We start from the raw sequence: 13,927 nt of genomic DNA, 5'->3' as shown, positions 1-13,927 counted from the left end.
AAAAATGAACTGCTTTTTTCCTAGGTTGCTTCGGTCCTGTCGATGAAATCAAAGAACGGCCTCACCGCCAGGACCTAAAGCCTTGTCAGGGCTGAACAAGGCGCTTGCGCTTTTCTTAATTTACCATTCGCTGTGCTTCGCGCAATTGGAATGTTCTAACTCTTCGTGGTAAGAAGCGGCGAATTTCATCTTCATTATAGCCGACTTGCAAACGCTTCTCATCAATAATAATTGGTCGACGTAACAATCCTGGATTTTCCTTAATTAATTCAAATAAATCCTGAAGAGGCATCGTATCTAAATTTACGTCCAATTTTTGAAATGTCTTGGAACGAGTGGAGATTATTTCATCAGTCCCATCTTCAGTCATACGTAGAATCTCTTTAATCTCTTCAATGGATAAATGCTCTGAAAAAATATTTCTTTCCTTGTAAGGAATCTCGTGTTCTTCCAGCCATGATTTAGCTTTCCTGCATGATGTACAACTTGGTGAAGTGTATAATGTTACCATTTGTCTTCACACTCCTCTTTATTTAACTATCGGTTTATAAGAAAAACGAATTTTGTTTAATAATTAATACCCTAATTAAAATTATTATAAACAAGGAATTTATATCATTAATTATACACCACTGTTTCTGAAAAAGGTATCCTTTTTTCAAAAATAATCAAAGAGACAAATCAAAAGAATTTAATAAAACCTCATTATATTAGACGAATAATTCTTAAGAAAGTTTCATGGTTTATTCATTTTTTTACGTAAAATTTTTGTATTACATTGTGATTTACTGTAAAATTATTGGTTTACTTTTTGGCATTTTTGCAGGTCTAAAAAAATCTTATGATTCTTCCCTTGATGCTTGTTATTCTAACAAGTTATTCTTAATTATTTCTTAACGATTAATTAAATTTGTTTTCTCAATTAAACAACCTCGAATGAAAACGCATACATTCAGTTAGGAAGTTCACAAAAAATTCTCGAATTCCTAAGGAAATAAATCAATAATGGCTTTCAATTCACGGAAAGTTCTTTTAAAATAAAATAAGAAGATATTAAAGCATTCATCATGCTGACATTTGAAATAAAAATGGAGGGTAAACGATGATTGGTGGTTACATAACTGATTTAGCCATTGTTGCTGTTCTTGTTGTGGGTATTACCGCATTAATGGGCGTCATAACCAATGGGGTTGGGGAGAGAGTATTTGGCGGGAAGAAACGTACTGAATTCACTGACCGTGTTTCAAAATATCAAACAAACTGGAAACAAGTTGGCGGAAATCGTAAATAAATGTGCATTAAAAAACGATCTCAATCGAGATCGTTTTTTCTATTGTTTATTTTGCGCTTTATATTGAGTCAACTCTTTCTCTGAGCAAAGGACAAAATGACCTGGAGTTACCTCTCTGAACTCAATTTTATCATTTTCATTATAATGATGACTTGCAGGATCATATGTTTTCCGCTTTCGCATCCGCTCACTAATTGGGTCTGGAGCAGGAATAGCCGATAATAATGATTGAGTATAAGGATGAAGCGGGTTTTTGTACAATTCATCAGCTGGAGCAAGTTCAACCATCTTACCAAAATACATGACTCCAATTCGGTCACTAATATATTTAACCATGGAAAGATCATGTGCAATGAAAAGGTAAGTTAATCCCTTTTCATGTTGCAGCTTCTTCATTAGATTTACTACCTGTGCTTGAATTGAAACATCAAGTGCTGAAATCGGCTCATCCGCAATAATGAATTCCGGCTCAACAGCTAATGCCCGGGCAATACCAATCCTTTGACGCTGACCGCCGCTAAATTCATGAGGGTATCGATTAGCATGTTCTCTATTCAATCCAACTGTTTCTAAAAGCTGATATACACGTTCCATACGCTCTTGATTAGATTTTGCCAGACCGTGGATGTCAATTCCTTCAGCAATGATATCGGCTACCTTTAGTCTTGGATTTAAAGATGCATGGGGATCTTGGAAAATCATCTGCATTTTTCGGTTAAAAGCTTTTAATTCACTTTTAGATTTTTTCCCATGCACATTGACACCATCATACAAAACTTCCCCGCCTGTAGCATTATATAAGCGGATGATTGTCCGTCCAGTTGTAGATTTTCCACATCCAGACTCGCCAACAAGACCTAATACTTCACCTTTATAAATATCAAAAGATACATTATCAACAGCTCGAACTTCATTTGCTTTTCCAACATTAAAATATTGCTTTAAATTTTTTATCTCAAGTAATTTTTTATTAAGTTCCATTTATTTTCCCTCCTTCATTGTAGGGAATTGTCGCTGACGTCTTTTTACAGCTTCCGGAGGTTCTACTTTAGGTGCATCAGGATGTAATAACCAAGTAGCTGCATAATGGGTGTCAGAAACCTTAAAGAATGGAGGCTCTTGCTCTAAATCTATTTTCATGACATAAGGATTACGTGGTGCAAATGCATCACCTTTTGGCGGATCTAATAAATCAGGTGGTGTTCCCGGTATAGAATACAGCTCTTCATCATCCGTATCCATATCCGGCATGGAACTGATTAATCCCCATGTATAGGGATGTTTTGGATTATAAAAAATCTCATCTGCTGTCCCAATTTCCACAATCTTCCCACCATACATTACAGCAACACGATCCGCTACATTCGCAACAACGCCAAGGTCATGTGTAATAAATATAATGGATGTATCAATTTTCTTTTGCAAATCCTTCATCAATTCCAATATTTGGGCCTGAATAGTTACATCCAAGGCAGTTGTTGGTTCATCCGCAATTAATATTTTCGGATTACATGCTAAAGCAATCGCAATTACGACCCTTTGTCTCATCCCTCCGGAAAATTGGTGAGGATACTGATTGATACGGATTTCCGGCTTCGGAATACCAACAAGTCTTAATAAATCAATTGCTCTCGCTTTTGCATCATGCCTGCTCATATTTTGATGCTTAATAAGAGGCTCCGTAATTTGATTGCCAATTTTCATTGTCGGATTTAAAGAAGCCATTGGATCTTGAAATATCATGGAAATATCATGACCGCGTATTTTTTGCATTTCTTTATCTTTAAGTTTGGTTAAGTCCTTACCGTCAAACAGGATTTCACCATTTTTAATTTCCGAATTATGTTCAGGAAGCAGGCGCATAATTGTTTTTGTTGTAACCGATTTTCCGGAACCTGATTCACCAACAATCGCAAGCGTTTCTCCCTCGTATAAATCAAAACTCACACCCCGAATTGCTTTAACTTCCCCCGCAAAGGTGTGGAAGGATATATTTAAATCTTTTACCTCTAAAACTTTCTCCACTATCATTCACCTGCCTTCTAATCACGCATTTTCGGATCTAGTGCATCCCTTAAACCGTCTGCAATTAAGTTAAATGCTATCATAATAAGGGAGATCATAATAGCTGGAATAATCATTTGATATGGAAACGCTATCATCCCTCTAAATCCATCATTGATCAATGTACCTAATGAAGCATGTGGTTCTTGCAATCCTAAACCGATGAAGCTTAAAAACGCTTCAAAGAAAATAGCATTTGGGATGGAAAACATAGTATTGATGATAATGACACCAAACATGTTTGGAATCATATGTTTGAAAATAATCGATGCATCAGTAGCACCTAATGTTTTTGAAGCTAAGACATATTCCATATTTTTATATTTGAGAACTTGTGCACGGACAACACGTGACATACTTACCCAGCCTGTGATACTTAATGCCAGGATGATTGGGATAATCCCTGCTTTTAAAACTAGAATCATTAAGACAACGACAATCAGGTTTGGAATCCCCATTATAACCTCGACAATACGCTGCATAACACTATCAGTTTTTCCTCCAACGTATCCTGAAATCGCCCCATAGGTGACCCCAATTAGCATATCAATTAGAGCTGCAAAAAAAGCAATTAATAAAGAAATTTGGGTTCCTTTCCAAATACGAGCAAACAAATCACGGCCTAATCCATCGGTACCAAACCAATAATATTCCTTAACGTGTTTTGTTTCATAAGGATGTAATTCAACGCCCTGTCTATTCTTCAATGTACCATCAAATGGCAGCCAATGAATATTCTCTAAACCTTGAATCCTAGGCGGTAAATTAGCATGTGGAGTATTTTGATCATCATAAGCATATGGTGTGAGTAACGGACCGACAAATGCCATGATAATCAATAAAACAGTTATAACTAAACTGATTACTGCACCTTTATTTTTTCGTACCCTTAACCATGAATCCTGCCAAAAAGTTAGACTCGGTTTTGCAATTTTCTCGCTTTTTGATACATCCACATGGGCGGGCTCAAATAACTCTTTTGGAATTTTTTCATGATTGGTAATCACTTCGATGCCCCCCCTGAAATTCGAATACGTGGATCAATAATTCCGTAAAGAATATCAACCACTAAAATAATGACTACAAATGCTGCAGCAAAAAGAATGGACGTTCCCATAATAACTGGATAATCATTTACAGTTATGGCTTTTACAAATTGTTCTCCTAGTCCAGGAATAGCAAAAATCTCTTCAATTACTAGTGAACCGGTCATTAAACTAACGGCCAAAGGTCCCAAGACGGTTATAACAGGGATTAATGCATTTCGTAATGCATGCTTTACACTAATTTGAAAATAACTTGCACCTTTCGCTTTCGCTAAAGTAATATAGTCAGATCCTAAAACATCAATTAGCTCTGTACGCATGAAACGGGCGGCAATAGAAATTGGAAACATTGCCAATGCAATGGTTGGAAGAATGGTATATTCTGGCCCCCTCCAAAACATAACTGGAAGCCATTCTAATTTTACTCCAATGTAATACTGAAGCAATCCGGCAAAAATGAAGCTTGGTATGGATTTACCCGAAACTGCAATAAAGGTCGCACCATAGTCCACCCAAGTATTTTGTTTTAACGCAGCAAAAACTCCTAGAATAATCCCAAAAATAGAGCCAAAAATCATTGCCTCTAAACCTAATGTTGCTGAAGGTCCGATACGAATTGCTAGAAGTTTGGTAACAGGGGTATTGTTAAATTGAAAGGAGATTCCCAAATCACCCTGAATCATGTTCTTTAAGTAACTAGCGTATTGAACAGGTACCGGGTCATTTAAGTGGTATTTCTCTAGCATAATTGCCAATTGTTCGTGAGTGAGTTTTCCAGCATTACTAAACGGAGTACCTGGAACTAACTTCATTAAGAAGAATGTAACCGATACAACGATAAACAATGTAATAATCATATAAAATACCCGTTGTAAAATGTACTTCGCCATGCCTCCACCTCCTATTTGATTAAAGATTCACCATTTTTCGACAATTCCTTTACAGGTAAAAAGAGAGTATACCTTAATATACTCTCTTTTATATGAGTTAACTTACCAATTACTTAGTGTTAACAATTTTAATCCATTGGTAGCTATAATCTGGACCAAATCCATGATGTGCTAGACCTTTTACTTTATCAGCAACTAACAAGTTAGCAGAACGTTGATATAATGGTGCAAGTGCTGCATCATCTTCTAGAACGATCTTTTCAGCCTCTTGTAGTGCCTTCCAACGCTCATCCGGTTTAGTTGCAAGAGTAGTAGCAGCATCCTTAACTAACTGATCCACTTTTGGATTTTTATAGCTCATATGCTGTTGTCCGCTGGTTGATGGCCATAAATCCATATAAGTCATAGGGTCAGCATAGTCAGGTCCCCAACCGCTGAATAGGATATCATATTGTTGTTTATTTTCTTTATCAAGTTTTGTAGCAAATGGAATGTTTTGCAGATTAATTTTGATTCCAGGTAAAGTTTTCTCTAATTGGTCTTTGATAAATGCATCAGTTTGCTTCGCTGCTGCAGTATCTTGACCGACATAATTGAATGTGAGTTCCTTCTTGCCGATTTCAGATAATCCTTTTGTCCATAGCTCTTTAGCTTTTGCTTTATCTGTTTTAAGATATTCGCCGGTATCCGCACGGAAATCCTTACCTTTGTTGAACGCGAAGTCTTTTGCTACAACAAAGTTCGCCGGAATGGAACCATTAGCTAACACGTCATCAGTTAGAGCTTTTTTGTCGATTGCCAAAGCAATTGCTTTACGGATATTAACATTTTTTAACGCTGAGTTTTGCTCATTAAACTTCAACCAGAAAATAGATGGTTCAGTGTAACGAAGAAGATTTTTTGAACCTTCATATTGTTGGATGATTGCTGGTTGTGCAAGTTTTGGTGTAATGTCAGCTTCGCCAGCTTCAAAGGCATTGGCAGATGCCTGCCCGTCTTTTTGAACGTTAAAGTTGATTTTCTTTAAAGAAACTTCATTTGCTTTCCAATAAGTATCATTTTTTTCTAATACCCATTCAGTTGCTTGTGGGCCATCCCATTTGGTCATTTTAAATGGACCATTGTAAAGGATGTGTGAAGCGTCTTTTGCATAGTCTTTACCTTGAGATTTAACATATTTTTCGTTTTGTGGATAGAATAATTGGAACGTAATATAAGAGTCAAAGAAAGGAATTGGCTGCTCTAGAGAAATCTCAAGAGTATAATCATCAACCGCTTTAATCCCTAAATCAGTAACAGGTTTTTTCTTAGCCACAATATCGCTTGCATTTTTGATTTTGCCTTCCATGAAATATGGACCATATGGAGAAGCCGTTTTAGGATCAATAGCACGTTGCCATGCGTATACAAAGTCATGTGCTGTTACAGGATCGCCATTTGACCATTTTTGATCCTTTTTCAGTTTAATAGTGTAAACGGTTCCATCTGCGTTCGGAACAGGTTTTCCGTCTGCAACACCGTCGATTACTTTTTGATCAGGATCTAAACGATATAGACCTTCGTTTGTTGCGTTTAACATGGTGAAACTCATAACGTCTTGTGCCATAACGCTGTCCATAGTTGGAACCTCAGCAGACTCTAAAACATTAAGTACTTGATCTGGTGCTTTTCCAGTAGTACCACCATTGTCCTTTTGTTTACCAGTGTCTTTTCCACCAGAGCAGGCTGCCAAGAACATGCTAAGAACTAGTGATAAAACTAAAAGTAGTGAAAGTTTTGATTTCTTCACTAGTAGACCTCCCTTTTCTATTATTCTGAAAAATTACTACATTCCCTATTATACATATTTTCAACTTATTGTACATTACTTTTTGAAAATTAATTTACATTTTCATAACAATTTTAATATTGGGCAAACTCCAACCTATGATACAATTTACACCTGTACTGATTTTTTTGTATAATATTTATAATGCTTTTCCTTATAAATCAAGGTTTTGGAGGTTTGCAAATGAATTTTCGTTTTGGAAAAACTCTGATAATTTCGGCAGTTTTTCAATTGCTAATATTTTTCCTATCCTTTATTATTTACCAAGGAATATCCTTGGTTAGCTATATCAATATATCTTTTTACATTTCATTTGTGTTACTTCTTCTTTCATTGGTGATATATACCATTAAAACTGGTTTTTTTGATACAATTGCTAAATCATTCAATTTTGCTGCAACAAGAGGAAAAGAAAAAAGGACCTTTTCCGAAATCCCTTCCCTTTCTGAAATGGTGACTATTAATCAAAAGCCTTTAGTTTTCCATGGATTGATCATGGGCATTCTCATGTTAATTGCCCTTGGCTTCTATTATGTTTAACGGACTTGATTACAACTATTCATTTCATTATAATATGATTAAATAAATAGTCATGAAAAGCGTTGAACCATTCTTCCCTATAGATTAGGTGACGAATGGTTTTTTTAGTTAGGCTGTGTTAAAGTCCATTGTTGAGTTTTAAACCATGTTGATTGGAGAGGAAGGCGAGAAGACTCCTGTGGGAGTTACGAGACAGGGGAGACCCCGCAGGCGCCTAAGCGCCGAGGAGGCTCCACGAACCGTTCGCGCCTGAAGCGGAAATCAACAGGCAAATTTAACACAGCCTTTAGTTAAATGCTTATTAGTAGGAGGAAAAAGTAACATGAAAACGATTTTTTCTGGCATTCAGCCTAGCGGAACAATTACACTAGGGAATTATATTGGGGCAATGAAGCAATTTGTGGAACTTCAAAATGAGTTTAATTGCTTCTTTTGTATTGTTGACCAGCATGCTATTACCGTTCCCCAAGAACCAGAGGTATTAAGAAAGAATATCAGAAGCCTTGCGGCACTATATATTGCAGTCGGTATTGACCCAGAGAAGGCAACACTGTTTATTCAATCAGAAGTTCCGGCACATGCACAGGCGGGATGGTTAATGCAATGCGTTTCCTATATTGGTGAATTGGAAAGAATGACGCAATTTAAAGATAAGTCTGCTGGAAAAGAAGCCGTATCTGCCAGTTTGTTGACCTATCCGCCGCTTATGGCAGCAGACATATTATTGTACAACACAGACCTTGTCCCAGTAGGTGAAGACCAAAAGCAGCATATGGAATTAACACGTGACCTTGCTGAAAGATTCAATAAAAAATACGGTGATGTTTTAACCATTCCCGATATTCGTCTCCCAAAGGTTGGCGCAAGAATTATGTCACTGCAAGAGCCAACAAAAAAAATGAGCAAATCTGATCCAAACAAGAAAGCGTTTATCACCCCTCTTGATGATTTGAAGCAAATTGAGAAAAAAATTAAAAGTGCTGTAACTGATTCTGAGGGTATAGTGAAATTCGATAAAGAGAATAAGCCAGGAATTTCAAATCTCCTGTCAATCTACTCAATCCTTGATGGGAAATCCGTTTCCGAATTGGAAGAGATGTACAGCGGAAAAGGATACGGAGATTTCAAAGGTGATTTAGCACAAGTCGTGGTAAAAGTAATAAAACCGATTCAAGAAAGATATAATGAGCTTGTTGAATCGAAAGAGCTTGATGATATTTTGGATCACGGTGCAGCAAAAGCAAACGAAATCGCCTCCGCAACTTTAAAAAGAATGGAAAATGCAATGGGGCTTGGTCGAGGTTTAAAGAGATAACACCAAAGAAAAGCGCAGGCGCTGGACCATTCTCAAAGCAATTTATAAATCTTATACCATAAAAGAAGCCTGACCCGTAAAAGGTATGAAATACCTTTTGGGTCAGGCTTTTAATTCACCTTTGGACCATGCTCCATTTCCCATAGTTTTTCGAAAAATGGCTGCCCTTTAATTAAATTCTCACAAAAAGTCATATGGCGTATACTCCAACCGTACTTTGCTTCTTCAAACAACTGCTCCCAGGCATCCTCAAAATTCATTTCCTGGATGGTTGCATAGCGTTCCGGACACCATTCAGTAAACCAATAACGGACTTCCGCTTCATTACTTGAAGAATGTAATTGATCAAGGGCCATAAATAACAACTGTTTTAATTGGCGTTCCTTTCTAGTCAGACCTCTCATTAATTCCGGCTCGGGTGACAAAATATGATGGTTTTTCATCTCACCTGGCTGATAAAAATGGTAAATTTTCGCTTCATGTGTGTCAATCATCTCATAAACAAGCTGCTCTTGCCTTGGAATAATCCTGCTTTTTCGGATAGGGATATTGTAGCCAATTGTATCAATCGCTAATATCCCAACCCCGTCGGTAACGACAAAACAATAGTCCAGCTGAATTCGCTCATGGTTTTTTCGTAAGTATGCTTTTTGATAAATATCATCCAGGAGTTGTTGAGGTAATTCCGCTAAATCATTCTCAAAATAGTTAAATAAAACTGGTTCAATCTTTAAGAGTGGAACCTGATCTAATAGTTCGACTCCATCATCCTTGCGCCATTCATGAAAGTGGCAAACATTATACCCGTTTTCTTCACCTTCAAACCAATTAACCCAAACATCATGAAGATACAACATTGTACAACCCCTCACTTCAAGAAACTGTTTGTCAATCAGTATGGGCAGACCTTAGTTAAATTATTCCTTTATATATGTTTTGCTCCTTAATTAACTTTTATTACCAAATGAGTTAAAGATAAATCCAAATAGGGGAATTTTGTATTATGAAAAGCGCATTCGCCTTGTTCAGCCCAGACAAGGCTTTAGGTCCTGGCGGTAAAGTCGTTCTTTGACTTCATCGACAGGACCTAAGCAACCTAAGAAAAAAGCATGTTCATTTTTTCCCTCGATGGGCAGGACGCTACCGCTGGACAATTCTCAAGGACGAAATTTTTTGCTTTCTTATCTATTGAAAAAGGGATGATCAACAATGTGATCATCCCTTTTTCTTATTTTTCTACTTCTGGAGTCTCGTTTGTCACCCCAACATTAACCCAATTTAAGTTATCTTCTAAGAAATTAGCTTTGATATTTGTTACACGATTATTAATCGCAGAAATCTTAGAACGGAACAATGTTGGAATAACTGGCATTTCATCATTCATAAATGTTTGCCATTCATCGTAAACTTTTTTCCGATAATCATGGTCAAACGCCTGTGACGAATGCCCATCAGCTAATAATTGCTCATTTTTGTCGCTTACGAAACGTGAGAAGTTAAATGCAGCATCTTTGGAGTATAATCCATATGGATCCACATCTGTACCAGTGCTCCATGCAGCACCCCACATATCTACCTTCTTGTTATCTTGTTCTACCATATCATAGAATGAATTGAATTCTGCCAAGCGGCCATCCAAAAGTGAAACATCTAAGCCAACTTTTTTCCAGCTTTGGATATAGAATTTTGCAAGAGGTTCGGACGTATCATCCCCACTCATAGCTAAGTAATTAATATGGAACTTATTTCCTTCTGGATCTTCACGAAGGCCATCATTATCAACATCTTTAAACCCTGCTTCATCTAATAATTTTTTCGCTTTTTCCGGGTCATATCCGATTGAGTTGGCATCTTTATTATACCAGCTTGGGAATGAAGGCGGAATTAAGGATGTGGCCGGGAACCTGAGCCCATTGTAAATTTTTTCACCGACAGATTTGTTGTCTAAAGCATACGCCATTGCTTGACGTAAGCGCTTGTCTTGAAATTTAGTATTATCCATTACGTTTTCGCCTTTTTTAGCATCCCAGTGACCTAATTTAAAGCCAATATAGTTATACGCTAAATCAATGTCGCCGATAAATTGGAAATTCTTCGACCCTTTTGCTGCCTCGTATTGAGCTGAAGGGAATTCAGCAACATCTACTTCACCTTTTTTAAGAGACTGCAGAATGACTTTAGGATTCACCACTTTTAGCACGATACTCTTAAGTTTAGGCTTGCCTGCGAAATAATCATCATTTCGTTCAAACTCAACGGATTCACCTGGAACGATTTTTTTAATCTTGAATGGCCCAAAACCAATAGGAGTTTTATGGATTTTATCTGATTTTGCCAAATCTTTAATTGGAATATCACCTAAGTAATGCTTAGGCATGGCCCATGACCATAAACCCGTTAACAATGATGGATTTGCTTCCTTAAAGGTTATAGACATAGTTTTATTATCAATAATTTTGATCCCTGAAATATTTTTTGCTTTGCCTTCATGGTACTCCTTCATCCCGACAATACTTTGGGTAATCGCATCGCCATAGCGCACTCCTGTGTAATCCTTGTTTCCGATTACTAAGAAGGAATATTCATAATCCTGTGCCGTTACCGGCTTACCATCAGACCAATTGACATTGTCTTTGATTTTTACCGTAATCGTTTTATTGTTATTTGATAGTTCATATGTCGCCGGACCATCATTGGTAAATTCGTAGTCATCATTTGTTGAGAATAACGAGATATCAAAGAATTGCATAACTTCTGCGTCAGGAACCCCATCCCCGAATGCTTGACTTAATTTACCTTCAAATGGAGTGTCAGACACCAATGCGTACGTTAGGGAACCATCCACTATCTCTTTTTTGTCATTTTTCACGACTGTTGGAAAATTCCCAATTTCCTCTTTGGGTTTGTCATTTGAAACGGTTGGCTTTTTGCTGTCTCCACCACTTGTTTTGGTACATGCTGATAAAAACAGTGCCAAGACAACTAGGAGACTGAAAAACTTTAAAGTATGCTTTTTCTTCATCCTGCTTTTCCCCCTTTTTTATCCTATTCTTTGTCTTGCATCGGCGGCCCGTTTAAAGGCTTGACCAATGTAATTTATACTCAACATCATTATTAAAATAAGTAATGATGCAGGTAACCAAATCCACCATTTATTTTCAAGAATATCTGGATTTGTTGCATAACTAACAAGTGTACCTAAACTTGGAGAACTTTCCGGCAGACCAAACCCTAAATACGTTAACCCGGATTCGATTCCAATATTTCCAGCAAGGTTTAACGTTAAATTTACGATAATGATAGAACTTAAATTAGGCAGAACTTCCCGGAAAATAATTTTCCAATCAGGCGTACCAAGCGTTTTGGAGGCACTTACATAATCAAGCTCCCTTTCCGCAAGGGTTTTTGACCGTATTAACCTTGCTTTACCCGTCCATAAAAACAGACTCATTATTAAGATGAATGTAAAAACATTATATTTTGGAGCAATGCTAACAAAAACAATGACTAACATTAAAGTTGGAAGTATAAGAAAAAAATCGATGATCCGCATAAGTGCATTATCGACCCTTCCGCCGAAATATCCAGCACATAATCCTACGCAAAGACCAATACAGCCTGTTAATATAGTAATCATTAAACCTATGGTAAATGAATTTCTTGCCCCTATGATTAGCTGGCCGAAAATGTCCCGTCCTCCATAATCTGTTCCCAGCCAATGTTCCGAGGAAGGCGGGGAATAAATAGATAGCAAATCTACCGTTATAATTTTTTCCTGGTCTAATAGGAGTGACGCACCATAGACAATAATCAGAATAAGTCCTAACAGGATTAAGGAACCTAATGCAAGTTTATCTTTTACAATCTCCCGCCACAAAATGGAAAAAACCCCGTTCTTCTGCTTTTTTAACGCATTTTGCTGCTTAGGTTTAACGATTTCAGGTTTCATATTCGATCCCCTCCCATTTGTTATTCAATCCTGATTCGAGGGTCAACAGCACTTAAAATAATATCTGAAATTAAGGTTCCAACTAGTGTTGCAAGACCGGAAACCATAACTAGTGCGGTGACAACACTAAAATCACGCTGCATAATGGAAGAGAGGAACAATTGTCCAATCCCTGGATAACCATAAATAGATTCCAAAAAGACGGAACCACCTATTAAATAGACAATTTCATAGCCTATGAAAGCAGCAATTGGCAATAAGGAGTTTCTAAAAATATGTCTTGAATAAACTTTCGATTCACTGACTCCTTTAGCTCTTGCCGTTTTAACAAAATCCTTAATTTTTGTATCAATGATTTCATTCCGTAAATATTGAATCGTTACAGTCGTACTTACAATTGCTCCGGAGAAAGCAGGTAAAATGAGGTGGTTTAATTTACTCATGTAATAAGCAATTGTGCCATCTTCAACCCTGATATCTACACTTCCGCTTGTAGGAAACCAGCCAAGCACAAAGCCAAAAATAAACAATACCAACAACGCAAAAATGAAAAGTGGTGTAGCGTATGTTAAATAATTGTAGCCAACAATCATTTTATCAGCCCAAGTATCTGTCCATCTGCCGCCAATGATTCCAAGTGGGATGGAAATAAGATAGCTTAAAACCATAATGGCAAATCCTAAAAGGATCGTGTTGCCCATTTTACCTGCAAGCAGATGGGTTACCGGGGTTTGATGGATGATTGACAGTCCCAAATCACCATGAAGTAACCCTTTAATCCATCTCCCATATTGGATATATAATGGATCAAATAACCCTAATTTCTGTTTCAATTCATGGATTGTATTTGCATCCACTTTCGTATTACTTGCCAATCTTCCGGATAAGGCATCTCCCGGCATCGCTTTTGCCAACAAAAAGATTAGTATGCTTAAGATCAATAACTGAGGGATCATAACAAGGAATCTGCGTAAAATAAATTTCAACATTTATATAAACCCCTC

General features: G+C 37.1%; 13 protein-coding genes. 3 read left to right on the top strand and 10 right to left on the bottom strand.

Going from position 1 to position 13,927, the window contains the following annotated elements; genetic code table 11:
* Nucleotides 1–115: 115 nt before the first annotated feature.
* Nucleotides 116–511, bottom strand: a complete 396-nt coding sequence (gene spxA, locus BIV60_RS26670) for a transcriptional regulator SpxA (protein ID WP_071358679.1) — start codon at nt 509–511, stop codon at nt 116–118.
* A 594-nt stretch (nt 512–1,105) separates the two neighbouring features.
* Here spxA and BIV60_RS26665 point away from each other — a divergent pair.
* Nucleotides 1,106–1,291, top strand: coding sequence for a hypothetical protein (locus BIV60_RS26665; RefSeq protein ID WP_083402483.1), 186 nt, complete (start codon nt 1,106–1,108; stop codon nt 1,289–1,291).
* A 39-nt stretch (nt 1,292–1,330) separates the two neighbouring features.
* Here the strand turns inward: BIV60_RS26665 and BIV60_RS26660 are convergent, their stop codons facing one another.
* From BIV60_RS26660 to BIV60_RS26640, 5 genes are all read right to left on the bottom strand, one after another.
* Nucleotides 1,331–2,272 (bottom strand): ABC transporter ATP-binding protein, encoded by a 942-nt coding sequence (locus tag BIV60_RS26660; RefSeq protein WP_071358677.1) that lies wholly within the window; start codon nt 2,270–2,272, stop codon nt 1,331–1,333.
* Complete coding sequence (locus BIV60_RS26655) at nt 2,273–3,316, bottom strand: ABC transporter ATP-binding protein (protein ID WP_071358683.1); 1,044 nt, start codon at nt 3,314–3,316, stop codon at nt 2,273–2,275.
* Nucleotides 3,317–3,333: 17 nt separating this feature from the next.
* On the bottom strand, nt 3,334–4,362 hold the full coding sequence (opp3C, locus tag BIV60_RS26650) for an oligopeptide ABC transporter permease (RefSeq protein WP_371261598.1): 1,029 nt from the start codon (nt 4,360–4,362) through the stop codon (nt 3,334–3,336).
* Entirely contained in the window at nt 4,359–5,291 is a 933-nt protein-coding gene (opp3b, locus tag BIV60_RS26645; RefSeq protein ID WP_071358676.1) for an oligopeptide ABC transporter permease, read from the bottom strand. Before opp3b ends, opp3C begins: the two co-directional genes overlap by 4 nt.
* A 109-nt stretch (nt 5,292–5,400) precedes the next feature.
* On the bottom strand, nt 5,401–7,080 hold the full coding sequence (locus BIV60_RS26640) for a peptide ABC transporter substrate-binding protein (RefSeq protein WP_083402481.1): 1,680 nt from the start codon (nt 7,078–7,080) through the stop codon (nt 5,401–5,403).
* Nucleotides 7,081–7,302: 222 nt separating this feature from the next.
* Between BIV60_RS26640 and BIV60_RS26635 the strand changes: the two genes are divergently transcribed.
* Nucleotides 7,303–7,659 carry a DUF3899 domain-containing protein gene (locus BIV60_RS26635; protein ID WP_071358675.1) on the top strand — a complete coding sequence of 119 codons (357 nt, stop codon included), beginning with the start codon at nt 7,303–7,305 and terminating at the stop codon, nt 7,657–7,659.
* A 322-nt stretch (nt 7,660–7,981) separates the two neighbouring features.
* Nucleotides 7,982–8,974 carry a tryptophan--tRNA ligase gene (gene trpS, locus BIV60_RS26630; protein ID WP_071358674.1) on the top strand — a complete coding sequence of 331 codons (993 nt, stop codon included), beginning with the start codon at nt 7,982–7,984 and terminating at the stop codon, nt 8,972–8,974.
* A gap of 110 nt (nt 8,975–9,084) precedes the next feature.
* On the opposite strand, the gene BIV60_RS26625 is transcribed toward trpS, so the two are convergent.
* From BIV60_RS26625 to opp4B, 4 genes are all read right to left on the bottom strand, one after another.
* Nucleotides 9,085–9,831 carry a YjbA family protein gene (locus tag BIV60_RS26625; RefSeq protein WP_071358673.1) on the bottom strand — a complete coding sequence of 249 codons (747 nt, stop codon included), beginning with the start codon at nt 9,829–9,831 and terminating at the stop codon, nt 9,085–9,087.
* A 371-nt stretch (nt 9,832–10,202) separates the two neighbouring features.
* On the bottom strand, nt 10,203–11,996 hold the full coding sequence (gene opp4A, locus BIV60_RS26620) for an oligopeptide ABC transporter substrate-binding protein (protein ID WP_071358672.1): 1,794 nt from the start codon (nt 11,994–11,996) through the stop codon (nt 10,203–10,205).
* Nucleotides 11,997–12,014: 18 nt separating this feature from the next.
* On the bottom strand, nt 12,015–12,923 hold the full coding sequence (locus tag BIV60_RS26615; protein ID WP_071358671.1) for an ABC transporter permease: 909 nt from the start codon (nt 12,921–12,923) through the stop codon (nt 12,015–12,017).
* Between the two features lie 20 nt (nt 12,924–12,943).
* Nucleotides 12,944–13,912 (bottom strand): oligopeptide ABC transporter permease, encoded by a 969-nt coding sequence (gene opp4B, locus BIV60_RS26610; RefSeq protein ID WP_071358670.1) that lies wholly within the window; start codon nt 13,910–13,912, stop codon nt 12,944–12,946.
* Nucleotides 13,913–13,927 lie beyond the last annotated feature (15 nt).

This window comes from Bacillus sp. MUM 116 (genome assembly GCF_001866655.1).
Lineage (GTDB): Bacteria > Bacillota > Bacilli > Bacillales > Cytobacillaceae > Neobacillus.
Note: the sequence above shows the minus strand (reverse complement) of the source record. Positions and strands in the feature narration are given on the sequence as shown.